The following is a 24033-nucleotide window of genomic DNA, read 5'->3' as shown; positions in this document are numbered from 1 at the left end:
ATTATAAATCTCCCTTTTTATTGTTAGCCGCTCTAAAAACATTTCTCATTAGGATAGCTGTTGTAACACTTCCTACTCCACCGGGTACAGGTGTTAATTTGCAAATTTCTGAGATATCTTTATCTACATCACCTACTATCTTTCCATTCAATACATTAATCCCCACATCAATCACGATCATTCCTTCTTTTACAAAACTCCTATCAACGAAATTAGCCTTTCCTATTGCTGCAACCAAAATGTCTGCTTTTTTGGTTACCTCTTTTAAGTTATTAGTTTTTGTATGTGTGACCGTAACAGTGGCATCCCTTCCATGTCTTTGAAGCATTATTGCAGCTGGTTTTCCTACCGTCGTACTTCTTCCAAGAATAACAATATTCTTTCCTCTAACGTCGGTCGTATCTTCTATTATTTTCACCACTGCTTCTGCTGTACAAGGTACAAATAGTTCTTTTTCGTAAAACATAGAACCAATGTTATGTAAACTTACCCCTTCAACATCTTTTTCTGGATTGATATATTTTGCTATATCTAGTTCAGTGTACCCTTTCTTTAAAGGTCTTGCAATAAAGATCGCATCAGTATCATCGTCTTCATTATATTTTCTTAGATCATTAATCAAATCATTACTTTCAACAATTTCTAAGTTGATTCCATATTTTTTTGCATTTCTTTTTTGAGAGTTAAGATAAGATGTGGTAGATTCATCGGGTTCAACAACTAAACTTACTAGTTTGGGTTCATAAGGAACTTTTTCTTTAAGTGATGATATTTCTGCCTTTATTTCATTAATAATATCCTTTACTTCAATTAACATAATGTGATACCCCCTAAAAGCAATTGATATAGCTCTTTGTGTAATGAAATGAGGCTAAATTCGTATCTTTCTATTAGAATATTCATGACAATCCGGATATGTTTCCTTCATTGTCTATATCCATATTTACTGCATTGGGAACTTTTGAAAGTCCAGGCATTCTCAATATATCACCAGCCAATGCCACAATGAAACCAGCACCCGCGGAAAGTTCGAAATCGCGTATTGTGAATGTATAATCTTTTGGAAATCCAAGTTTTTTAGGATCGTCGGATATAGAATACTGGGTTTTTGCTACAATTATAGGGAGATTTTCGTATCCGTATTTTTTCAAAAATTTTATTGTTGATAAGGCCTGTGAAGAATATTCAACCTTGGCAGCACGATAGATATTTTTTGCTAACTTTTCTATTTTCACTTCTAAAGGATCTTCAAAATCGTAAATACTTTTCAATTCGGATCTTTGCTCGCTAACTTTTACCACTTTTTCAGCTAAGTCTATAGCACCTTCTGAACCTTTCTCAAATCCTTCGTTGACACTTACTTCTACACCTAATTTATCGCAATAATCTTTTACCATATTGATTTCGTCATCCGTATCTGAGTAAAATTTATTTAAAGAAACAACCACAGGAATATTGTACTTTTTTAGGTTTTCAACATGAACCTGTAAGTTAGGCAACCCTTTCTCTAAACTTTCAAGGTTTGGTGTATTCAAATCTTTTAGGTTTTGCCCGCCGTGGTATTTTAAAGCCCTTATCGTAGCTACCAAAACCGTTGCTGATGGTTTTAAACCAAAAGTTGGAGAAACAAAATCATAGAATTTTTCTCCTCCTAAATCAGAACCAAAACCTGTTTCTGTTACAACGTAATCAGAAAGCTTCAAAGCAAGTTTTGTTGCTAAAATAGAATTGGTCCCATGGGCAATATTTGCAAATGGTCCACCATGAACGAAAGCAGGTGTATTTTCTATTGTTTGAACTAAGTTAGGATTAATCGCATCTTTTAACAATACAGAAAGAGCACCTGTAATTTCTAAATCTTTTACAGTCACTGGCTCTCTCTTTTTATTTCGTGCAACTACTATATTAGATAATTTTTTCTTTAAATCTTCAAGATTTTCTGCCAAACATAGTATTGCCATTATTTCTGAAGCAGCGGTGATTATAAAACCATCTTGTCTAGGATAACCGTTTTTCTTTCCACCCAAGGCAACTATTATTTCTCTCAAGGCCCTATCGTTCATGTCCATAGTGCGAGGCCAAGAGACTTCGGTTGAATCTATGTCACATTTGTTGTACTTTATATAATCGTCTAAAACTGCAGACACCAGGTTATGTGCTGAGGAAATAGCATGAATGTCTCCTGTAAAATGTAAGTTTATGTCTTCCATAGGGAGGACTTGAGAATACCCTCCTCCTGCTGCTCCACCTTTTATACCCATTACCGGACCCAAAGAAGGTTCTCTTAGCGTTACTATCGATCTTTTGTGGATTTTGTTTAAAGCCATGGATAGTGAGATACTTGTAGTAGTTTTTCCTTCACCAGCAGGGGTTGGTGTAATAGCAGTGACCATTACTAAATTACCATCATTTTTGAAGTTAAGTTCATTCAAATATTTGTGGGAAACTTTGGCGATGTTTTTACCGTAAAGGTTGTAGTACTCCTCTGGAATATCCAGTTCGTTTGCGATTAAATCAATTTTTTTGAGTTTTGCAGATCTTGCAATTTCAATATCAGAAAGCATTGAAAAACTCCTCCTTTTTATTTTTTTGAAATTAAAACTATTGAGCTCCTTGAATGTACTGTGTAGTAATTATCTTGAATTATAGAAGGTTCTAAGAGAAAATCCTTGGGCGATTCTTGGGATGTATCCACTACCCTATACCATTTTTTTCCATTTGGCAATTTTGGAATTTCAAATTGTAGATCTTTTATGAAAGCATTTAAGGCTACGTATATATCACTGTCTTTTTCTTTGCATCCTTGAATATAGTCATCGCCACTTATCATGAACGCAAGGCTGTGAGAATAATATCCGAAATCGGGTTTAAAAGGCTTAACTCCATGCCAAGTTATGTCTGCTATTCCATCACCACTTAGATCCCTTCCCGTGAAAAATCGGTCTCTTCTTAAAGCACAATGACTTTTTCTAAAATTGATCATACTTTTTGTGAAATTAAAAATATCATTGAATTTTAATTTTCTGCTCCAATCAACCCATGAAATGTGATTATCTTGACAGTAAGCGTTGTTGTTACCAAATTGAGTTCTACAGAATTCATCACCCATTAAAATCATAGGTAACCCTTGGGAAACCATTAATATAGTTATAAAATTTTTAATTTGTTGTTTTCTGAGTTTTATTATATTTTCATCGTGAGTCTCTCCTTCAAATCCGTAATTGAAACTATAATTTGCATCTGTTCCGTCACGATTATTTTCCCCATTAGCTTCATTGTGTTTATTGTTATAGGAAACTAGATCCCACATAGTAAATCCATCGTGAGAAGTAATAAAATTGACACTATGGTAAGGTTTTCTACCTCTTTTTTCAAAAAGATCTGGACTTCCAGCTATTCTTGTTGCTAAATCTGAAACTACACCATTATCGCCTCTTACAAATCTTCTTACCGTATCTCTGAACTTTCCATTCCATTCTGCCCAACCAGTAGGAAAATCACCAACGTAGTATCCTCCAGCAGCATCCCAACCTTCCGCTATGAGTTTAGTTCCTGCCAAGATAGGATCATCAGCAATGTCTTTTAACAAAGACAGATCACCAATCCAATTTCCTTTTGAATCTCTCCCTAAAATGGAAGCGAGATCGAACCGGAAACCGTCTACATGCATCTCAGAAACCCAATATCTCAAACTATCCAAAATCATTTGTTTCACTACGTAATGGCTTGAATTAATAGTGTTCCCAGTTCCTGAAAAATTTTCATAATATCTTGGGTTATCTTTGTTCAAAAGATAATAAACGGAGTTTTCTAAACCTCTAAAATTAAGAGTTGGTCCCAATTCATTTCCTTCTGCTGTGTGATTAAAGACAACGTCCAATATCACTTCTATTCCATTTTTGTGTAATTCAAAAACTAAATCCTGAAACTGGATTATTTCCTCCCCAATTTTTACACCATATCTGTAATTACTCGTCACAGCAAAAAAATTAACCGGATTGTAACCCCATATATTTTTTAATTTTTCACCAGTTATAGGATTAACGTTGGGATTATCGTTCAAAGGAAAAGCAAAAATAGGCATTAGTTCAACGGCGTTTACTCCTAAATCTTTTAAATAATTTATTTTTTCCGCGATTCCCTTATAAGTTCCTCGATGTTCTACATGAGAATTTGGATTTATCGTGTAAAGCCTGACATGCAGTTCATAAATAATTATGTCGTTTAGTGTATAACGTGGATGCTCATCGTTCTTCCAATTGTATTCACGACTATCCCAAATGATGGATTTGACTTGAGATCTTGCAGAATCCAAAGTGGAAAAACTAAGGTCTTTTTTCGGATCATTTTTATTATAACCAAAAATAGACTCTTCTGTAAAATCTAACGTTCCCCCAATAACTTTGGCATAAGGGTCTAAAAGCAATTTGTTTTTGTTGAATCTAAATCCTTTCTCTGGTTTGTAGGGGCCATTCATACGCCAACCGAAAGACATTCCGGCTCTTACTTGTTCAACAAAAACATGCCAAATATTACCGGTTCTATTTTCTTTTTTATCGAGAACATATTTAAACATTGGTTCTTCATCATAGTAATTTTCATATATCTCCAAAATAACTGATATAGCGTTTCTTGAAAAAACACCAAAATTAACTCCACCTTTTTCGATAGACGTACCTAAAACTGGGAATCCTTTACTTACGTTAAACTTTGTTTTTTCACTTATTTTTGTTCCTTCCATAATGTCACCTTCTAGGGGTATTAGTTCACAATATTTTGCTAGTTGATGTAAATTATACTTACATCTTCCACTTTATTCATCGAAACTGGTGCATCGTACAAGATTTGTAAATTTTGTGGGTTCATAACTTTGGTGTTTTCACCACTAAAAATTACTTCACCGTTTTTTACCATTATTATTCTATCACAGAATCTTAAAGCCAGATTAGGATCGTGAAGAGCTGTAATGACACCCTTCCCGTTTTCACTCAATTTTTTTAATTCTTTCATCAATAGATGTTGATTCTTAAAATCCAAATGGGACGTTGGTTCATCCATGATTAAGTAATCCGTATTTTGCATTAAGGCTCTTGCAATTAGCACCAATTGTTTTTCTCCGCCACTTAATTGATTGTAATTTTTTTCAGCAAGGTGTTGAATATTGAAAAATTCTAACTTTGTATATGCCGTCCTATAGTCTTTTTTTGTGGGCATCCTTCCAAAAGAAAGATAGGGAGTTATTCCCATAGCTACTATATCTATCACAAGGTATGAAAATATAGCAGAGTGTTCTTGAGGAACTACACTTATGAATTTTGCTATTTCTTTATAACTTAGATTTTTAATATTATGATTTTCTATATAGATTTCACCAGTTTTTGGTTTTATTGTGCCGTTTAAACATTTTAGTATAGTTGTTTTACCTGAACCATTAGGTCCTAAAAGGGCAATCAATTCTCCTTTGTTCAAATTAAAACTTATATTTTTAATGGTATCTCTAACTGTGTCGTATGAAAAGGATATATTCTTAATGGATATCATTGATTCCACCCACTTTCTCTTCTTCTTAATAAAAGATAGACAAAAAAAGGCGCGCCTATAAAGGCGGTAACGATACTTATAGGGATCTCTGCAGGTGTGATTGTTCTCGCGATGTTGTCCATAATAAGCAGAAGTACAGAGCCTAAAATGCACGTTGCAGGAAGCATGTACCTATGATTTGCACCTATTATGTACCTCGCAATGTGTGGAGTAATCAAACCAATCCAGCTTACCTGACCTGCAACAGCCACTGTAGGGGCAACCATAACGGTACTTACAATGATCAATAAAATTCTCATTCTTCGAACATTTATTCCCATGGATAATGCTTCTTCTTCTCCCATAGACATAACGTTCAAATACCATCTTAAAATAAGAAGAATTATTATCCCTGGAAGCATTGTAAATAATGAAATATATACTTCTCTCCAACCTGCCCTGTTGAAACTTCCCATTAACCAAAATACTATATTTGGTAATTTTTCGTAAGGATCTGCTAAGTATTGTACTAAAGAGACACATGCGTTGAAAAAAGAGGTTACCGCCATTCCTGCCAAAACAAGAACGGTAACCCCCTTCACTTTACTCCAAACGGAAATAAAAAACGTAAAAAGAACGGCAACTAACCCTAACAGAAAAGATAATAAGTAAGTATCAAATAACGATTCTTCGTTGATCAAAATAGCCAAAGCTACTCCAAATGCTGATCCGGCTGACACACCAAGGATAGAAGGAGAAGCCAATGGATTTCTAAAAACGCTTTGATATGTTGCACCAGTTATAGATAGAACAGAACCCACAAACATTACCAATATAATTCTCGGCAAACGAATGTGAAAGAAAACTAACCAATCGTTACTACTTTGTATATCGTTACGTAAGAGTAAGTTTTTTATCGTGTTAATAATTTCAACGAACGAGATTTTGTATCTTCCAACAAAAAGTGAAATAATAAATAACAATAACAGAATTAATAAAAGATAGAGAAGTGTTCTTTTTTGATGTTGACCTGGAGTCTGATTCTTATTGTGAATGTGCATATTAATATCTCCATATAAATAAGTTTAATGATTTAATTTCCAATTTTAGATAACAATTCCCTGTATGAAACTCCGTACAAAGTGTAATAAAATTCGTCAGCTACTTTATCAAAATCAACATCCGAAAAAAGTTCAGGATGTATTTTTGTTGCTAACCAAAGCATACCCAAATAAGATGATGGATTTGGATAATCCCATGGCTCTAGCACTGATGGGAAACGGTAAATTTGCTTGTTTTTAAAAGCCTTAACGTTTTGATATTTTTCTTCTTTATAAAGTTCCTCAATATCATCTTGAAATTTTTGGGATGTAACTATAACATCAGGATTCCAAGCTATTAACTGTTCTGGAGATATTTTTATAAATCCAGCATCACTTTTTGCTGCTGGATTTATTCCACCAGCCCACTCTATCATATCCGTTTGCATCATATCTTTTCCCACTGTATCCAATAGTTGAGAATTAGCGAAATAGACAACTTTTTTCTGAGCCTGCGGCAAGTTTTTAGTCTTTTCCAACAATTTTAAAATATTATCAAACTGTTTATCTACAATTTTCGCTCTATCTTCTAATCCCAATACTTCTCCTAATAATCGGTTGGTTTCCCGTATTTCTTCTAAACTTTCAGGATTGATAATAATTGTAGAAATCCCTAACGTTTCTAATTTGGAAGCTGTGAATTCGGCTTGGTTATGTGGAAATAGTATTACTAAATCAGGATTTAAAGATGCCACTGTTTCAATATTTATCCCTTCTCTTTTTGAACCCACTTCTACTAACAGTTCTACTTCCGGATAAATTGAAGTAAATAATTTTTCTCTTGTTGATGTATTATCCACGCCAACAAGCATTCTTTGAGCATTTAATGCAAATACGAATTGAGTAGCAGGTTTGTAAGTTGTCACGATACGTTCTATTTTAGAAGGTATTGTTACCTCCCTTCCTGCCATATCAGTAACCGTTATTGTATTGGCAAATAATACATATGCGAAAGTTAAAAGAAACAAAAGTAAAAAAAAGGATGAAAATCTCTTCACTCACTATCATCTCCCTTTTGTTTTTTTAGATATATATTGTAATCTTCAAAGGTATCAATATCTATGGTAATACCTTCATCATGGACTTCGTGCAGTGTTACTCTTTCAGGATATTTACTTAAAAGTGTTCTTAACCCTCCAGGTCCTGATAATTGATAAATATCTGGTATCTGACTTTTATGTACAATCAATGGATGGCCTCTTTTCCCGTGATAAGTAGGTGCCAAAACAATTGTTTTGTTTTTTATAGCAAAGCTAGCAAGTGTGTTGAATGTTTCTATTTTGATTAAAGGCATGTCTCCAAGTGTGAAAAGTATGTATTCAGAATTATTGGATAATGAGTTCAAACCACTCCACACACTTGTTAGCATGCCTTTTTGGAAATTGTTATTCTTTACTATTTTCAAACGGTGGTCTTCATACTTCGAAAAAAGTGGAATTATATTCTCAAAGTTACCTCCTAATACAATGATTATTTCATCGTCTATATATTGGCATTTCATAAGTTTGATGATAATGCTTTCTAAAACAGTTGTATTTTCCCAAGGTAAAATCTGTTTAGGAGTTCCCATTCTTAAGGATTCACCAGCTGCTAATACCACCGCTGATATCATTGTAAAACCCACTTCCTACCTAAATGATTTAGAGCCAAATAAAGTAAACAATAAATAAAGCACACAAAACGTATACTAACCAATGTACTTCTTTACCTTTGCCAGTGAATAATTTAATTAAAGGATAGGTTATAAAGCCTAAAGCTATTCCGTTAGAAATGGAATAAGTTAAAGGCATTACTATCATTGCAACGAAAGCGGGAAAAACTTCTGTAAAAGCTTCCCATTTTATGCTTCTTATATTTGATAACATCATTACCCCAACGATTATCAATGCTGGTGCTGTTGCTGCACCGGGTACTATAGCTATTATAGGTTGAAAAAATAAGGAAAGGAAGAATAAAATAGCAACAACGATACCTGTTAACCCTGTTCTTCCACCTTCAGAAACACCTGACGCAGATTCAACGTATGTTGTAACAGTACTGGTTCCGAAGAGTGCACCACCAGTAGTAGCAATAGCGTCAGCTAAGAGAGCTCTATCTGCTTTTGGTAAGGAACCGTCTTCTTTCAAATAACCTGCTTGCTGACTAACCCCTACTAACGTACCTGCTGTATCAAATAGATCTACAAATAAGAACGAAATCAAAACACCTATCATGCCGATATTAAATGCAGATTTGATATCGAGTTGGAACAAAACTTGAGACCAATCAGCCATTCTTGGCAATGCTACAACACCTTCGGGTATTGGTGTGACTCCGTTGAAAAACCCTAAGATTGTAGCAATTATGATTCCTAACAATAGGGCTCCTTTTACCCTTAATGCGTGTAAAATCCCGGTTATGATTAGGCCTAATAACGCTATTAAAGCCGTCCCAGAAAATAAATCCCCCATTCTTACCAATGTTGCAGGATCTGCTACTACTATGCCGGCGTTTTGCAAACCTATAAAAGCAATAAACAAACCAATTCCAGAACTTATCCCCGTTTTCAGACTCATTGGGATCGAATTAACGATCATTTGTCTTACGGGGGTAACACTAAGTACAATAAAGATGATACCCTCCAAAAAAACTATTCCTAGAGCGGTTTGCCAAGGGACCCCCATACCTATTACGACTGAATAGGCAAAGAAAGCGTTTAAACCCATTCCTGAAGCCAATGCAAATGGATAATTGGTCAGTAAGGCCATCATTACAGTACCTAAAATTGCTCCAGCTATAGTAGCTATAAAGACCCCGTTGAAAGGCATTCCTGCATCACTAAGTATAGAAGGGTTCACGAAGATGATATAAGCCATCGTCATAAACGTTGTGATACCAGCTAAGACCTCAGTTCTAACGTTTGTTCCGTTCTCTTTTAACTTGAAAGTCCTTTCTAAAAAACCTTCTTGCTGAGTGTTTGCCATAAGTTTAACCCCCTTTTAAAATATCAATTTACAACCAATGGTACAAAAGTATTATTTTCAACATCGTATAAGCCATCACAAGTTATCTTTAATTTGGGAACCACTGGTAAACCCATAAATGCTAATGTCATGAAAGGGCTGTTAATTTTGACCCCTAAGTCATGGGCAATTTTTCTAAGTACTTGAAGCTTTTCGGAAACTTTTCCAATTGGGTCGGTAGAAACAAGTCCTCCGATGGGTAAGTTGATAAAATCAACAATATTTTTATTATTAACAATCACAATTCCACCCTGAATTTCAGCTATCTTGTCTATTGCCATCTTCATATCTCTTGAATTCGTACCTATTACAATAATGTTGTGAGAATCATGAGCTATGGAGCTCGCAATGGCACCAAACTCCAATCCAAAACCCCTTATCAAACCCAAACCAATCTTTCCAGTACTTTTGTGTCTTTCTACAACCGCAATTTTATTTATATTATACCTTATAAATCGTTCTTCTTCAAAACTATCTGGAAATGAGAAAAACTCCTCTTCAGTGATAATCTGATCCTGAATCATGTTAATAACACGGTAAGTTTTCCCCTTAGGAATATTGAAATCCTCTTCTTTAATGGGAGCAATATTTACAGAATGAAAAATGGACGTAGGTTTTTCAAAGTTATTAGAGTCAACTTGGAATAATGCTTTTCCGTTTTCTGCTACTTTTTTTCCGTCTTTGTAAACTTGTAAAACGTTCAAATCATCTAAATTGTCGATTATCAGAAAATCAGCCTTATAACCTGGAGCAATACCTCCCAAACGATGTAATCCTAAAGAACGTGCAGCATTCAGAGTGGCAAGTTTTATCGCTCTAATTGGTTCCATTCCGAGTTTTATAGCCTTTTTAATCATAAAATTAATATGGCCTTCTGAGAGAAGGTCTTCAGGGTGTTTGTCATCTGTGGCGAATAAAAAGTTACAGTTGTTTTTATCGTTAATTGCAGGTAACAAGCTCTGAAGATCCCTCGTAACTGAACCTTCCCTAACCATTATGTACATACCTTTTGAAACCTTTTCTAATGCCTCATCGGGGGATGTGGTTTCGTGATCAGCCATGATTCCAGCTAAAAGATATGCGTTTAAAAATTTGCCTTCTAGTTTTGGTGCATGACCATCAATAAAATAGTTCTTCATCAGTTCTATCTTATCCCAAATATAATCTTTACCAGTTAAAACTCCTTCATAGTCCATAACCTCACCAAGGCCAAAAAAACTTCCTTCTGCAATTAATTCTTTTATTTTTTCAGCGTTCAGTACCGAACCTGATTTATCGAAAGGAGTAACAGGCACACACGAGGGTATCATTAAATTAAAATTCCATGGTAAATTGTTCCCAATTGTCAAGAAGTATTTTATACCAACTTCCCCAGATACATTTGCTATCTCATGTGGATCAGCAACAAGTGTCAACGTCCCCAAAGGGATGACCGTTTTAGCGAATTCTTCTATTGTAACCATGGCACTTTCCAAATGTAGGTGGGCGTCTATGAATCCCGGAGAAATGAATTTGCCTTCTAAGTCAATTTCTTCTTTACCCTCATAATTTCCAAAGCCTATGATTACACCATTGGAAGTAGCTAAATCTTCTTCTATAACTTGTTCGTTAAAAACGTCTATTATTTTTCCGTTTTTGAATACTAAATCTGCTTTTTCCTTTCCTAAAGCTATTGGTAAAAGATCTTTGTTTGACAATAGTATTACCCCCCTCTATAAAGGCAAGGACAGAGCGTTGAAATTACATCTTGTTATACATAATCCACAACCAGCGCATTTATTTGTATCTATTCTCACACTGTGGAGATCTTTTACGAGGTGAATTGCATCATAAACACAACTTTTAACACATAAACCGCATTCTGTGCATTTTTCATCGTTTATATCTGGAACTATCAATTTATAATTTGGCTGAATAACGGTATTTTTTTGAGCGATTCCCCTAATTTCTTCTAGGGAGTTGAAACCATGATCGTCCAAATACTTTTCAATTTCGTTGGCAATTTTGCTATATATTTGAGGTCCATTTAAAATGGCAGCGGTACAGACTTGAACTGCTTGGGCTCCTGCCATTATCATTTTTACGGCTTCTTTACCTGTACTGACTCCACCTACTCCGACTACTGGAATATTAACCGATCTTACAGCCTCAAAAACTGACCTCAAAGCTAAGGGAAATATTGCTTGACCTGATAGCCATCCAAAACCATTCTCACTTCCCAACAAAGGTTTACCACTTTCGAAATCAATATCTAACGTCGGACCGAAAGAGTTTATTAAGACTAAACCATCTGCACCAGCCTTTTCAGCCTCTTTTGCAAACGTAGGAATATCTACTTGTGGACTAAGTTTTACCATAACGGGAAGGTCTGTACTTTCTTTTGCAGCTTTTATGCTATTAATCATAGGTGTTGGATCATTACCAAGATAATGGGTGGAGAGTTCAAAGGCATCAGCGAATTGTTCTGCTTGTGGTATTACTTCCTTTATCTCTTCAGAGGTGTATCCAACTCCTATTATCACAGGTAAACCTGTTTCAACAACCTTGGGGTATTCTTTTTCAATCCATTGCTCTAAGGATAACTCAGACCAAAGTTCGGTATTGATAAAACCTCCTTTTACTTGTGCCATATTTGGCTTTGGAACTTTTGCAGCTTTCACTGAGACCGTTTTAGTAACGATTGCTCCAGCTCCTCCTTCTTTGGCTTTGTGAGCACTCTCTCCATCTTTAATGGGAGGCCCAGCAGCAGGCATTACAGGGTTTTTCAACAACATTCCTAATAAGTCTACAGATATATCAGCCATAAATTCACTCCTTCATTGAAATTATTTGTTTTATCAAACATAATACCTCTTTGTAAACTTCTTCTCGGTTTTCCAAGGTCACTCTAAATATTTGAACGTCTTTTCTATTCCTAATATCATCCAAAAATGCGTTAGACTCATCTTTTATTACACCTAAAACAGGTTTGCCACTATTCAAAACTTCTTTGACTTTCTTTTGAAATTTGAACGCAGTTAACTCGAATCTCCCTAATTCGTCCATGATTACTACGTCAGCATCATCGATGTTTGTAAGGAGCTGTACACCAAGTTTGTCAAATACTTGAATATTTATCTCCCAATTTTTAGAGTAATCATTTCTGAATGCAAATCTGTTGAATTCATTTTTTCTAGGTTGATTATCTTTGCTAAGAGAAGATGCATCTATTAAATAAAATGAGTTCCAGTTATTTTTTTTACCTTCTCTAGCAACTGAAAAACCAGATATATTCAATGATAGTTGCTTGATCACTTTACTTATAATCGTTGATTTACCGACCCCCACAAAACCTGTAAGAAAAATATTCTTTTTAATCATCATCTTTTTCTTTTAAAGCTTTAAGAATTTTTTCTGGAGTGATGGGTAACTCATAAAATCTGACACCTATGGCATCGTAAATAGCGTTAGCAATGGCAGGAGAGGCTGCCATGATTGTTGGTTCTCCTACACCTTTTGCTCCAAATGGTCCAATAGCATCTTCATTTTCAATTAAAACTGAGTGAAAATTCGGAACATCCATAGAAGTTGGAACCAGGTAACCTGTCATATTTGGATTTAACGTGATTCCATTTTTTATTACTTGTTCTTCCATAAGGGCCATTCCTATTCCTTGCACTGTACCACCTTCAATCTGTCCTTCTACATTTTTTGGATTTATAGCTTTTCCACAATCAAGGGCTGTGTATACATCTTTGACATCAACTTTTCCAGTGATTGTGTCCACTTCCACATCTACGATCTGAGTCATAAAAGTGTAAGCAACGTATACTTTATCAGCTTGGCCGGATATTAGGTCTGGAGAGTATGTTGGAGGAAAGAACGTTGACTCACCTTTCAAAATTTCTCCTTTTTCTTCCACCTTTCTTTTCAAATCCCAGTAAGTAAGAGATTTTTCAGGGTTAGGATTGTAGATGATTTTTCCATCTTTTAAAGTTAATTCTGGATAATTACTGTTAAATTCTAAGCTCGCATAGTGGTAGATTTTTCCCTTTAAATTTTCACAGGCCTGTTTTACTGCATTCCCTGTAAAGGTGGTTTGACGAGTTGCAGAGGTTGAGCCTGCATTCATAGTTTTATGGGTATCACCTTGAATAACTTTTATTTTTTCAACCTCAACAGATAGTACTTCTGCGGCAATTTGAGTAACAACCGTTAAAACTCCTTGTCCTACATCTGCGGCGGCGGTTACCACCAAAACCTTTTCATCATCGGTAAATTCAACCGTCGCATGGGAAAAATCAGGAAATCCTTCACCGTAACCATATCCAAACATTATCGTAGCCATACCTCTACCTTTTTTCTTCATTGTCAAACACCCTCTTTCTCACTGGAAAGCTTTAAAGCTTCTTCTATGGTTTCAACGACATTTACACTTTGTGTAAGTCTTTGACCATTTGGCGTAGTTGAGCCAATTCGATAGGCGTTTTTAAGTCTGAGCTCTGCTGGATTCATGTCTAACTTTTCAGCTAATATGTTCATTTGAGATTCATAGGCGAAAGTCATCTGCATTGCTCCAAATCCTCTCATAGCACCAGCGTATGTATTATTAGTGTAAACGGTATGAGCGATACCCATAACGTTGGGTACATTGTACGGACCTGTACAATGGTACATACCTTTATGTACAACAGCAGGTCCACTAGATGCATACGCCCCAGTATCACCTACAACTTCAACCTCCCATGCTTTTAGGATTCCATCTTTGGTAGCTCCCGTTTTTGCCCTTATATATAGAGGATGCCTTTTAGACTGAGCGATCATAGATTCTTCTCTTGTGTAAGTTAATTTAACAGGGTGTTTTGTTATCATTGCAGCCAATGCTAAATGTATATGTACTGAAATATCCTCTTTCCTACCAAACGCTCCACCAATAACTGGTTGTATTATTCTGATTTTTTCTTTGGGTAGATTCAAAGATTGGGCTATATCTGCTTGTGTATCATGAAGCCATTGTGTAGCTGCCCAAATAGTTATTACACCAGTTTTTTCGTCGTAAACAGCTACGCCAGACTCCACTTGTAAAGGCAGTTGATCGATATGCTGTGTTTTGTATTCTCTTTCTATTATTACGTCAGATTCATCAAATCCCTTTTTAATATCTCCTTTGTTTAATTGGTGAGTGACGAGTATGTTTCCATCTTCATGAATTTTTGGGGCGTCTTCTTCCATTGCCCTGAAAGGATCTGTAATTACCTCTAATTCTTTAACCTCTACCTCTATTAAATTAATTGCTTTGGAGGCAATTTCTTTACTCTTTGCAACGACTAATGCCAATGCATCTCCCATAAAACGGGTCTTCTCTCCTATCCCAACCAGAACGGGTTGATCTTTGATTATCAATCCAAACTTTTTCAAATGCGGATAATCTTTTGCAGTTATAACTTTAATTACTCCCGGTAGTGATTCTGCCTTGGAGGCATCTATCTTTTGAATGTAAGCATGTGGGTGAGTTGCGCGTTTAACTTTCACATAGAGCATGTCTTCAAAGTATATATCATCGGGATAAATAGCTTTACCTGTTACCTTGTCTTTGGCGTCAACTTTGAAGACATTCTCTCCCACGTATTTATTTGATTTCAACTTTCTCACCTCGCTTATACTCAGCGATTTTAATGACCGAGAGTCTAACAGCGTCTATTATTTTTTGGTACCCTGTACATCTACAGATATTCCCGGATAATCCCCTTTTTATTTCTTCTTCCGTTGGGTTAGGAATTTCATCGAGAAGTTTCTTAGTTGTTAATATGAATCCAGGCGTACAAAATCCACATTGTACTGCTCCTGCTTCAATGTAAGCTTCTTGAATAGGATGTAAAATTTCTTTATTGCTCAAACCTTCAATAGTAACTATATCTGCACCATCAGCTTCATATGCAAGTACCAAACAAGAGGCTACGATTTTATCGTTCATTATAACTGTACATGCACCACATTCCCCTTTTCCACAACCTTCTTTTGTACCTGTAAGATTCAGGTCGTCCCTAATTAAGTCTAACAATCGGGTAGTTGAATTTACATTGCATTCTCTTTCAATTCCATTTATGGTAAAGTTTATTTTCAACCTACCCTCACCATCCTTTCAATTTCATTTAAAGCGTTAACTGTTAGATTTTTTGCTACATCTATGCGGTATTCTTTGGTTCCTCTTATGTCGTCTATTGGTGAAATATTTTCAGAAACTACTTTCCCAATCTGAGAATAGTCTAATTCGTTTAACCTTTTGCCAACCATCAAAGGTTGAATTTGTGAGATTTCAACTGGAACGGGAGCCACAGAACCAAGACAACATTTCACTGTTTTTATGCGTTCATCATCATCGAAGGTCACAACAAGAGCCAACGTGATACTTGAAATTATTAAGGCATTTCTTTTTCCAACTTTGAACCATTTTCCATAGGTGTGTTTTTGGGGAATTGGAATGATAATTTTTTCGATGATTTCATTCTTTATAAGTACGTTTTTTTTAGGTCCTAGAAAAAAGTCTTGTGCGGGTACTTCACGAGTTTCGTTTTGGGAAGTTAGTTTGAATAGTGCATCATATGCCATTAAAGGAGGTAATAAATCCCCAGCAGGGGAAGAATTTGCAATATTTCCACCTATGGTGCCCATGTTTCTGATTTGAGGTGATCCAACATCCCATGCAGCTTGACTGATAAGTGGAAAATATCTTTGTATAATCTCAGATTTTTCTAATTCATCGTGGGTGAGTAAGGCACCAATTTCAACTCGATCATTGTTGATTTCGATTTTTTTCAGTTCATTGAGGTTTTTTAAGCTCAACCACCTTTCTATTTCATAAAGACGGTCAAAGTAATCTACCAAAACATCTGTACCACCTGCGATGATTTTGATGTTAGGGCTGTATCTTGAAAGTATTTCTGTAGCTTCTTTCAATGTTTTAGGAGCAAAGTATTGATCAGAATCTCTCCCAAAATCTTCTTGCTTGCTCCCGAGTTCTCCTGTGTATTCTTTCATAATCTAAAACCGTCACCTCCCGATTATCCATAATAATTTTGCCGTCTATAATAACCGTATCAACCATCCCACCGTTCATTCCGAAAAGGATGTGGGAATAAACGTTGTCTTTTTCAACGGGTGTTGGGGAGATATAATCCACTATTATTAAATCGGCTGGGAAATTCTCTTTTATCTTTCCTATTTTTAGGTTTAAAAGGTTAGAAGCAATTTGCACATTATTATTAAACGCCATGTTGTAAACTTCGCTCCATCCTGCCTGTGGATCACCTAATTGATGCTTTTGGAGTAAATTGGCAACTTTTATACTTTCGAACATGTCGTGCGTGTAGGCATCTGTTCCCAATCCGGTTAGGATTCCGTGATCAAAGAAATCTTTTATTGGAGCCGCTCCTACTGCGTTTCCCATGTTTGATTCTGGATTATGAACAACGTATGCACCACTTTCCTTCAAAATTGGAATCTCTTCCTTCTTTATATGAACGCCATGAACAGCTAAGGCATGAGGTCTTAATATTTTAAATTTCGATAATCTATCGACTACTCCTATGTAACCTCTTTTTACACTGTCTTGTAAATCTGCTATTCCTTCTGCTACATGGATATGAAAAGGAACGTTTAATTCGTCAGCTAACTCCGAGGCCTTGTTTAAAGTTTTGTCTTCAAGGGTAAAAGAAGCGTGTAATCCAATCATTCCACCTAATTTATCGTTCTCAGAATCCTTAATCTTTCTAATAAACCTTTCATTTTCTTTTAGAGAGGCATCGCTTTTAGCCTGTCCATGTCTATCTGATACTTCATAACAAAGATTGGCTCTTATACCTGTTTCCATGACAGCTTGCGCGATGATATCCAAACTTCCATCTATATAATTAAAACTTGCATGATGGTCAAAAATCGTTGTTACTCCGTTTTTTATGCACTCTAAGATTGCAAATAATGCACTGTAATAAATATCCTCTTCGTTTAAAGTGTTGTCCAATCGCCACCACAATTTTTCTAATATTTCTAAAAAGTTTTGTGGAGGGATCTCGGTTTTTAAATTCATTCCTCTGGCGAAAGTACTGTACAGGTGTGTGTGAGTGTTTATCAAACCAGGCATTAAAATTTTATCTTGAGCGTTTTTGAAAACAGCGTTTGGATATTTTTGAAGTAAATTTTCTGTTTCTCCTATTTCTTTTATTTTTTTACCTTCTATTAATACTGCACCATTTTCAATTATAGGAATTTCGTCATCAAAGGTGAAAATAGTAGCGTTACCTATTAACAACATGTTTTTCCCCTCCAAATTTCAGACTTCGACCATCCTTTTAGAAAGTTCATTAGCTTTGTCTATGATTTTTCTTTCATCAACTTTGACAAGCTCACCATCTTTTACAACTATTTCTCCATTGACGATTGTCATATCTACGATTTGAGAATCTCCAGTATTAATAAGCATGGATATAGGATCGTAAAGACCTCCTGTATAACCTAATCGGTCCCAACGAATCAAGAACATATCTGCTGCCTTACCTTCCTCTAAACTTCCAATTTCTGGTTGGTTTATAACTTCACTTCCACCCTTTGTAGCCATACGCAGGACATCCTCAGCAGTGATAGCACTTATACCGTAGATTAGTCGACTCATCAAAAAAGCGGTTTTCATTTCTAAAATCATATTAGAAGAGTCGTTACTTGCACTTCCATCCACAGCTAAGCTAATTTTTACACCTTTTTTTAACATGTAGGGGATATTTGCAGCTCCAGAGGCGAGTTTTGAATTCGAAACGGGACAGTGAGCAACCCCTGTGTGAGTTAATGCCAACTTATCTATTTCTTCTTCATTGAAATGAACTCCATGGGCGAACCATACATCAGGGCCTAACCAATCTAGACTCTCCATGTATTCTAATGGTCTCTTCCCAAAAGTCTCAATACAAAATTTTTCTTCATCTCTTGTTTCGGCTAAATGTGTATGACTGCACACACTATATTCTCTTGCTAATTGAACAGATTGCTTAAGTAATGTTGAAGTTACAGAGAATGGGGAGCAAGGGGCTAGAATGACTCTATGCATGGAAAATGGGGAAGGATCATGAAATTTTTCAATAATTCTTTGGGAATCTTTCAAGATTTCGATTTCTGTTTGAACTACCGAGTCAGGAGGAAGGCCACCATCTTTTTCACTCAATGACATACTTCCTCTACTACCGTGTAATCTGATGCCGATTTCTCTTGCTGCATAAAATTCATTATCAAGAAGATCTGGTGGTTGATTCTTTGGAAAAACATAAAATTGATCAACTGATGTCGTACAACCAGTTTTAAGTAGTTCTCCTGCTGCAACTAAAGTACTATAATAAACAACTTCTGGTGTCAATCTTGACCAAATTGGATACAAAAACTTTAACCAGTCGAATAATTCAACATTTTGTACCTGAGGAATGTTCCTAGTAAAAGTTTGATAGAAATGATGATGAGTATTAATCAATCCTGGATATACATAATATTTGGAACCATCTATAACTTCATCTATTTGTTCGTTTGATAAATCTATATTTTTGGCAATTTTATGTATCTTGTTTCCTTTAATTAAAATATCGTGATCTTTCAACTGATCTCTATTTGTATTCATCGTTGTAATAACTTTAGCATTTTTTATCAATATGTTCGACAAAGATATCACCCTTTCTTATCCTGTGTAACTGATTCTATCGCTTCAACTATTTGCTGATATCCAGTACATCTACAGAGATTCCCTTCTATTGCGGTTTTTATTTCTTCCCTTGAGGGATTAGGATTTTTATTCAACAAAGCTTTAGCAGACATCAGCATACCAGGGGTGCAAAAACCGCATTGAACAGCTTGATGATCAATAAAAGATTGTTGCAGCGGGTCTAATTTTCCATTAACTTCCAAACCCTCTGTAGTGAAAATTTCATAACCATCAACTTGAGCAGTTAACACTAAACATGAATGAACGGCTTCACCGTTTAAAATAACCGTACAAGCGCCACATTCGCCCACATCGCATCCTTCTTTTACGCTAGTTAATTTTAATCGGTTGCGTAAAGTATCAAGAAGTCTCTCCGTTGGATCCACTTGTAATGTTTCTTTTTTATTATTTACATAAAGCGTTACTTCAATTTTGTCCATTTTTCGAATACCTCCATCAACGTAAGTTTCAATTATTCAACCTTAGTGACTATCACTATCACTTGAATTTGTTATCTCTATAATCGCCTTTTTGAAAATTGCCCCTAAGGCTGGTTTTTTGTAAGGAGTTGACCACCTTTCACCAGTTATATTCACCATTTCGTCGCCTATTTTTTTTGCTAGCTCTTCTAAATTTAATTCGTTAGATTTTTTGTTTAGTATTTCCATTTCTATGTTTTTAAATCTTACTGGAAAAGGTGTTGCGGAACCTGGAACTATTCTTATATCTTCAATTTTTAGGTCTTTTTTATTTATTTTTGCAGCCACAGCTAAGTTTAATCTTGCTATATTTAAAGCTCTTCTTCTTCCTATTTTTTGAAAACTAAAACGATAATTTTCATCTACCTTTGGTATTAGTATTTTAGTTACAAGTTCATCATGATTTTTACTAGTTTTGTAAGGACCAACAATATAATTATCTAAAGGTATGAGTCTTCTCCCGTTTACAGAGCTTAACTCTATTTCAGCATTTAAAGCCATCAACGGAGGAATTAAATCTGCTGCTGGAGAGGCATTGGATATATTCCCTCCAACGGTACCTCTGTTTCTAATCTGGGTTGATCCTATACTCTTTGCTGCTGTTACAAGAAACGGGAAATATTTATTGATAATTTTTGAATTTATCAACATGGTATGTGTACACAAAGGTCCTAACTCTACAGAATCTTCCGTTTCATCTATGAATTGAAGAGCTTTGATATTAGAAATATCTAAAATATAATCAAATTTTTCTAATCTAGAACTTTCTTTATGTATATCTACTAGTAAATCAGTTCCACCAGCTATTACTTTTATACTTTCATATTTGTGCAAATATTCCAAAGCAGCATCAACGTCTTTAGCGGTTAAAAAATCATATTCAATCATTTTTTCTTCCTTCCTTTTTTCAAAGAATGACCTACCAGTATTTTTTCTAAGTTTATAGGCAAAGATCTTATTCTTTTTCCAGTTGCCTGGGCTACCGCATTTGCTATTGCAGCTGCCCCTAACTCCAAGGTAGGTTCTCCTATAGATTTTGCACCGTAAGGTCCATTAGGATCAGGATTTTCAACGATAATAGGAGTTATATCTGGCATATCTTTAACTGTGGGTATCAAATATTCGTCAAAATTGGTGTTATTGATGTATCCCTCGTTTATATCCAGCTCTTCCATGATCCCATATCCGAGGCCCATTGATATTCCACCATAAAATTGACCTAAAACATTCGCAGGATTGATAGCCCTTCCAACATCGTGAGCAGCTACCATTTTAAGCACTTTTATCTCACCTGTACCTATATCAACTTCAACCTCGGCTATCTGACATCCATAAACGTAGGTAAAATAAGGTCTGCCTTGTCCGGTTTCTTCATCCCAACTTATCTCCGGAGCTTTGTACCAACCGTATGAAGATAAAAAGACACCAGAGTTATATGCTTGGGAAGCAGCTTCATCAAAGGAAATTATCTTTTTTTGATCAGGTGTGTAAATTGAATTATCTTTAAATATTAATTCGTTAAATACCAAATTATATTTTTTAACTATAAAATCCGTCAATTTCTTTTTGAGATTTTTAGCGGCGTCGAGCGATGCATTTCCTCCAATCAACGTTGCACGAGAGGCTACCGTAGAACCACTATCTGGGGAAACTAATGTATCGACAACCATGAAGTTGATCTTTTCAATATCAATCCCCAATTCTTCGGCTACAATTTGAGAAAAGGCTGTTTTTAGACCTTGTCCATTTTCAGCTAAGCCGCTATAGAGATATACAGTTCCATCTTTTTGTATAGATAATATGATACCAGCTGCATCAACAGCTTCTGCTCCTAAGCTACAACCTCTGTAACTTATAGCCATTCCTATTCCTTTTCTTTTATCACCTTTTTGCTCTCGACTGTACTCTTTGTACTTTTCTAAAAAATTGATCGAATCAGCAGCCTTTTTTATTACCTCTTCGAGGCTAACTTTGTGATTATCTAGTTTTTGACCACTTGCTGTTTCTGAATTGTCATGAAAAATATTTTTTAATCTAAGATCTAAGGGGTTCATCCCGAGTTCTTGAGCCAATTCATCCATTAGAGATTCATTGGCAAATATGACCTGAGGAGATCCATAGCCGCGCATGGCTCCAGTGTATACATTGTTTGTATAATATCCGTAAGTATCTGTTTTTACATTTGGAATTTCGTAAGGGCCCGTTGCTTGAACAACAGACCTCCAAGTAACAAAAGGAGTTTGACACGCGTAAGCTCCACTGTCAGCGATTGCCTCTATTTCCATAGCCAGTAGCTTGCCTTCTTTTGTAGCCCCTACTTTGTACCTCATATTGTAAGGATGCCTCTTATAACTTTCGATAATTGATTCTTCCCTTGTGTTTTTTAATTTTACAGGCCTGTTGGTTTTTAAAGCTAGAACAGCGGCTCGAGCAGCCATAGAAGAAATTACTTCATCTTTACCACCAAAAGAGCCACCTATGTGATTTTGAACAATTCTAACTTGATTGAAGCCAATTTTAAGAACTGAAGCTACCGCGTTACGGCAAGCAAAAGGATTTTGTACCGACCCATATATTGTAACTACACTATTGTTCTCATAAGGAACGGCAATTACAACCTCGGGTTCCATGTAGGCATGCTCAATAAATTGAGTTTGATACTCTCTTTCTAAAATTACATCACATCTTTTAAATCCTTCTTCTATATTACCTTTTCTGAGTTTGTGATGAATAACTTGATTATTATCTTTATCTTCATGAATAGATGGCGCGTTTTTAGATTCTAAGGGGTCAAAAATTCCTGAAATCTCGTCATATTCTACTTTTATACTTTCGACTGCTTTTTTTGCAGACTCTGGCGTTTCTGCAGCGACAACCGCTATTCCATCTCCTATGAAGTAAGTCCTTTCTTTAGCCAACACTTGTTGGTCGGGGATAATGACGCCAAATTCGTTGTTGGGTATATCATTTGCCGTTATAATTGCTTTTACACCAGGAATCTTTTTAGCTTCGTCTAAGTATATGTTCAATATTCTCGCAGAAGGATACTTAGATCTAAGTACTTTTGCATACAACATATTCGGAAATTCTAAATCATCAGCAAATTTCGCTTTTCCGGTTACCTTTTCGTATGCGTCGATTCTTTTTTTTGGTTGATTAACACTATTAAAAATAATTTTTCACCTCCAAATAGAGATCAGGGTCTTCCTCCCATAGTCAAAGCCATAATTGCCTTTGCTGTATGTAAACGGTTTTCTGCTTCATCATATATTATTGAATGAAGTCCGTCAATGACAGGATCAGTTACTTCTTTTCCTCTATCTGCTGGCATCGCGTGCATATAAAGAACATCTTTATCAGCCAACGCCATTCTTCTTTCATCACAGATCCAATCTTTGTGCTTTTCAAGATTTTCTTTCATTTGTTTTTTCCCTTCATCCGTATCAGGAGTTTCCACGCCTAAAAATCCACCCCAGTTCTTTGGAATTACAATTTGAGCTTCATCGAATGCTTCGTCCATATCGTCTGTGAACTTTAAACTTCCACCATGTTTTTCTGCGTTTTGCTTAGCTTGTTCTATGATCTCTGACATAAGTGGAAATTCTTTTGGATGGGCTATAGTCACGTCCATTCCGTACCTTGTAAATAATAATGCCTGTGTTTGAGGTACGGACAAAGGTTTTGCGTGTGATGTGGCGTAAGCCCAAGATATAGTGACTTTAATATTTTTAAGATCATTGCCACATTTTTCTTTTATTGTCATCAAATCTGCCAATCCTTGTAAAGGATGATAAATATCATCTTGTAGGTTGATAACAGGTACATCGGCATATTTTGCCACTTCTCTGATGTATTTGTTTCCAATTCCATAGAAACAGTTTCTTATCGCTATGGCATGGCCGAATCGACTCAACACAATTGCGGTGTCTTTCGCGGATTCTCCGTGAGAAAGTTGCATCTTATCTGGCGTTAGATCATGAGCATGTCCACCAAGTTGTGTGATACCTGCTTCTATTGAGTTTCGAGTTCGTGTAGATTGTTCAAAAAACATCATAAAGACAGTTTTTGATCTCAACAAATGATCCGTAGGCTCTCCTAATGCAAATCTTAATTTAAGTTCTTTGGATACTTCAAAGACTGTTTCTAACTCTTCTTCACTCCATTCTTGCGTGGTTATAAAATCCTTTCCCCTAAAAAGTGTATTCATTTTATCTCCT

21 protein-coding genes are annotated in these 24033 nt (G+C 35.7%); all 21 read right to left on the bottom strand.

Features of this window, described 5'->3' with window-relative positions; translation table 11 throughout:
* Position 1: 1 nt before the first annotated feature.
* The 21 genes from X927_RS09970 to X927_RS09870 all read right to left on the bottom strand — a co-directional run bounded on the left by X927_RS09970 (position 2) and on the right by X927_RS09870 (position 24023).
* Positions 2-817: a bifunctional 5,10-methylenetetrahydrofolate dehydrogenase/5,10-methenyltetrahydrofolate cyclohydrolase gene (locus X927_RS09970; RefSeq protein WP_103077922.1), complete on the bottom strand. Its 816-nt coding sequence runs from the start codon at positions 815-817 to the stop codon at positions 2-4.
* Between the two features lie 82 nt (positions 818-899).
* Positions 900-2564: a formate--tetrahydrofolate ligase gene (locus X927_RS09965; RefSeq protein ID WP_103077921.1), complete on the bottom strand. Its 1665-nt coding sequence runs from the start codon at positions 2562-2564 to the stop codon at positions 900-902.
* A gap of 17 nt (positions 2565-2581) precedes the next feature.
* Entirely contained in the window at positions 2582-4741 is a 2160-nt protein-coding gene (gene glgX / locus X927_RS09960; RefSeq protein ID WP_103077920.1) for a glycogen debranching protein GlgX, read from the bottom strand.
* A gap of 38 nt (positions 4742-4779) precedes the next feature.
* Entirely contained in the window at positions 4780-5541 is a 762-nt protein-coding gene (locus X927_RS09955; RefSeq protein WP_103077919.1) for an ABC transporter ATP-binding protein, read from the bottom strand.
* On the bottom strand, positions 5538-6581 hold the full coding sequence (locus X927_RS09950) for a FecCD family ABC transporter permease (RefSeq protein ID WP_103077918.1): 1044 nt from the start codon (positions 6579-6581) through the stop codon (positions 5538-5540). Before X927_RS09950 ends, X927_RS09955 begins: the two co-directional genes overlap by 4 nt.
* Positions 6582-6613: 32 nt before the next feature.
* Positions 6614-7618, bottom strand: a complete 1005-nt coding sequence (locus tag X927_RS09945; RefSeq protein WP_103077917.1) for an ABC transporter substrate-binding protein — start codon at positions 7616-7618, stop codon at positions 6614-6616.
* Positions 7615-8232, bottom strand: coding sequence for a nucleotidyltransferase family protein (locus X927_RS09940; RefSeq protein ID WP_103077916.1), 618 nt, complete (start codon positions 8230-8232; stop codon positions 7615-7617). The genes X927_RS09945 and X927_RS09940 overlap by 4 nt, the downstream gene beginning before the upstream one ends.
* Before the next feature lie 28 nt (positions 8233-8260).
* Positions 8261-9583, bottom strand: coding sequence for an NCS2 family permease (locus X927_RS09935; RefSeq protein ID WP_103077915.1), 1323 nt, complete (start codon positions 9581-9583; stop codon positions 8261-8263).
* 23 nt (positions 9584-9606) lie between these two features.
* Complete coding sequence (gene ade, locus X927_RS09930) at positions 9607-11319, bottom strand: adenine deaminase (RefSeq protein WP_103077914.1); 1713 nt, start codon at positions 11317-11319, stop codon at positions 9607-9609.
* Positions 11320-11334: 15 nt separating this feature from the next.
* Positions 11335-12426 (bottom strand): 4Fe-4S binding protein, encoded by a 1092-nt coding sequence (locus X927_RS09925; RefSeq protein WP_103077913.1) that lies wholly within the window; start codon positions 12424-12426, stop codon positions 11335-11337.
* Between the two features lie 4 nt (positions 12427-12430).
* Positions 12431-12982: a nucleoside-triphosphatase gene (locus X927_RS09920; protein ID WP_169925232.1), complete on the bottom strand. Its 552-nt coding sequence runs from the start codon at positions 12980-12982 to the stop codon at positions 12431-12433.
* Positions 12975-13970 carry a xanthine dehydrogenase family protein molybdopterin-binding subunit gene (locus tag X927_RS10405; RefSeq protein ID WP_103077911.1) on the bottom strand — a complete coding sequence of 332 codons (996 nt, stop codon included), beginning with the start codon at positions 13968-13970 and terminating at the stop codon, positions 12975-12977. Before X927_RS10405 ends, X927_RS09920 begins: the two co-directional genes overlap by 8 nt.
* A 2-nt stretch (positions 13971-13972) precedes the next feature.
* Positions 13973-15244 (bottom strand): xanthine dehydrogenase family protein molybdopterin-binding subunit, encoded by a 1272-nt coding sequence (locus X927_RS10400; protein ID WP_103077910.1) that lies wholly within the window; start codon positions 15242-15244, stop codon positions 13973-13975.
* On the bottom strand, positions 15231-15725 hold the full coding sequence (locus X927_RS09905; RefSeq protein WP_103077909.1) for a (2Fe-2S)-binding protein: 495 nt from the start codon (positions 15723-15725) through the stop codon (positions 15231-15233). Before X927_RS09905 ends, X927_RS10400 begins: the two co-directional genes overlap by 14 nt.
* The gene (locus X927_RS09900) at positions 15722-16639 is read right to left on the bottom strand and encodes an FAD binding domain-containing protein (RefSeq protein ID WP_103077908.1); all 918 of its coding nucleotides are present in this window, start codon (positions 16637-16639) and stop codon (positions 15722-15724) included. Before X927_RS09900 ends, X927_RS09905 begins: the two co-directional genes overlap by 4 nt.
* On the bottom strand, positions 16581-17912 hold the full coding sequence (gene ssnA / locus X927_RS09895) for a putative aminohydrolase SsnA (protein ID WP_103077907.1): 1332 nt from the start codon (positions 17910-17912) through the stop codon (positions 16581-16583). The genes X927_RS09900 and ssnA overlap by 59 nt, the downstream gene beginning before the upstream one ends.
* Before the next feature lie 18 nt (positions 17913-17930).
* A complete protein-coding gene (locus tag X927_RS09890) occupies positions 17931-19298 on the bottom strand; it encodes an 8-oxoguanine deaminase (protein WP_103077906.1) in 1368 nt (455 codons plus the stop codon).
* A gap of 5 nt (positions 19299-19303) precedes the next feature.
* Entirely contained in the window at positions 19304-19777 is a 474-nt protein-coding gene (locus tag X927_RS09885) for a (2Fe-2S)-binding protein (protein ID WP_103077905.1), read from the bottom strand.
* A gap of 42 nt (positions 19778-19819) precedes the next feature.
* Positions 19820-20704 carry an FAD binding domain-containing protein gene (locus tag X927_RS09880; protein WP_103077904.1) on the bottom strand — a complete coding sequence of 295 codons (885 nt, stop codon included), beginning with the start codon at positions 20702-20704 and terminating at the stop codon, positions 19820-19822.
* The gene (locus X927_RS09875) at positions 20701-22893 is read right to left on the bottom strand and encodes a xanthine dehydrogenase family protein molybdopterin-binding subunit (protein ID WP_211287860.1); all 2193 of its coding nucleotides are present in this window, start codon (positions 22891-22893) and stop codon (positions 20701-20703) included. The genes X927_RS09880 and X927_RS09875 overlap by 4 nt, the downstream gene beginning before the upstream one ends.
* Before the next feature lie 119 nt (positions 22894-23012).
* Positions 23013-24023, bottom strand: coding sequence for an ornithine carbamoyltransferase (locus tag X927_RS09870; RefSeq protein ID WP_103077902.1), 1011 nt, complete (start codon positions 24021-24023; stop codon positions 23013-23015).
* Positions 24024-24033 lie beyond the last annotated feature (10 nt).

The sequence above is a fragment of the Petrotoga mexicana DSM 14811 genome (genome assembly GCF_002895565.1).
GTDB classification, from domain to species: Bacteria; Thermotogota; Thermotogae; order Petrotogales; family Petrotogaceae; genus Petrotoga; species Petrotoga mexicana.
Note: the sequence above shows the minus strand (reverse complement) of the source record. Positions and strands in the feature narration are given on the sequence as shown.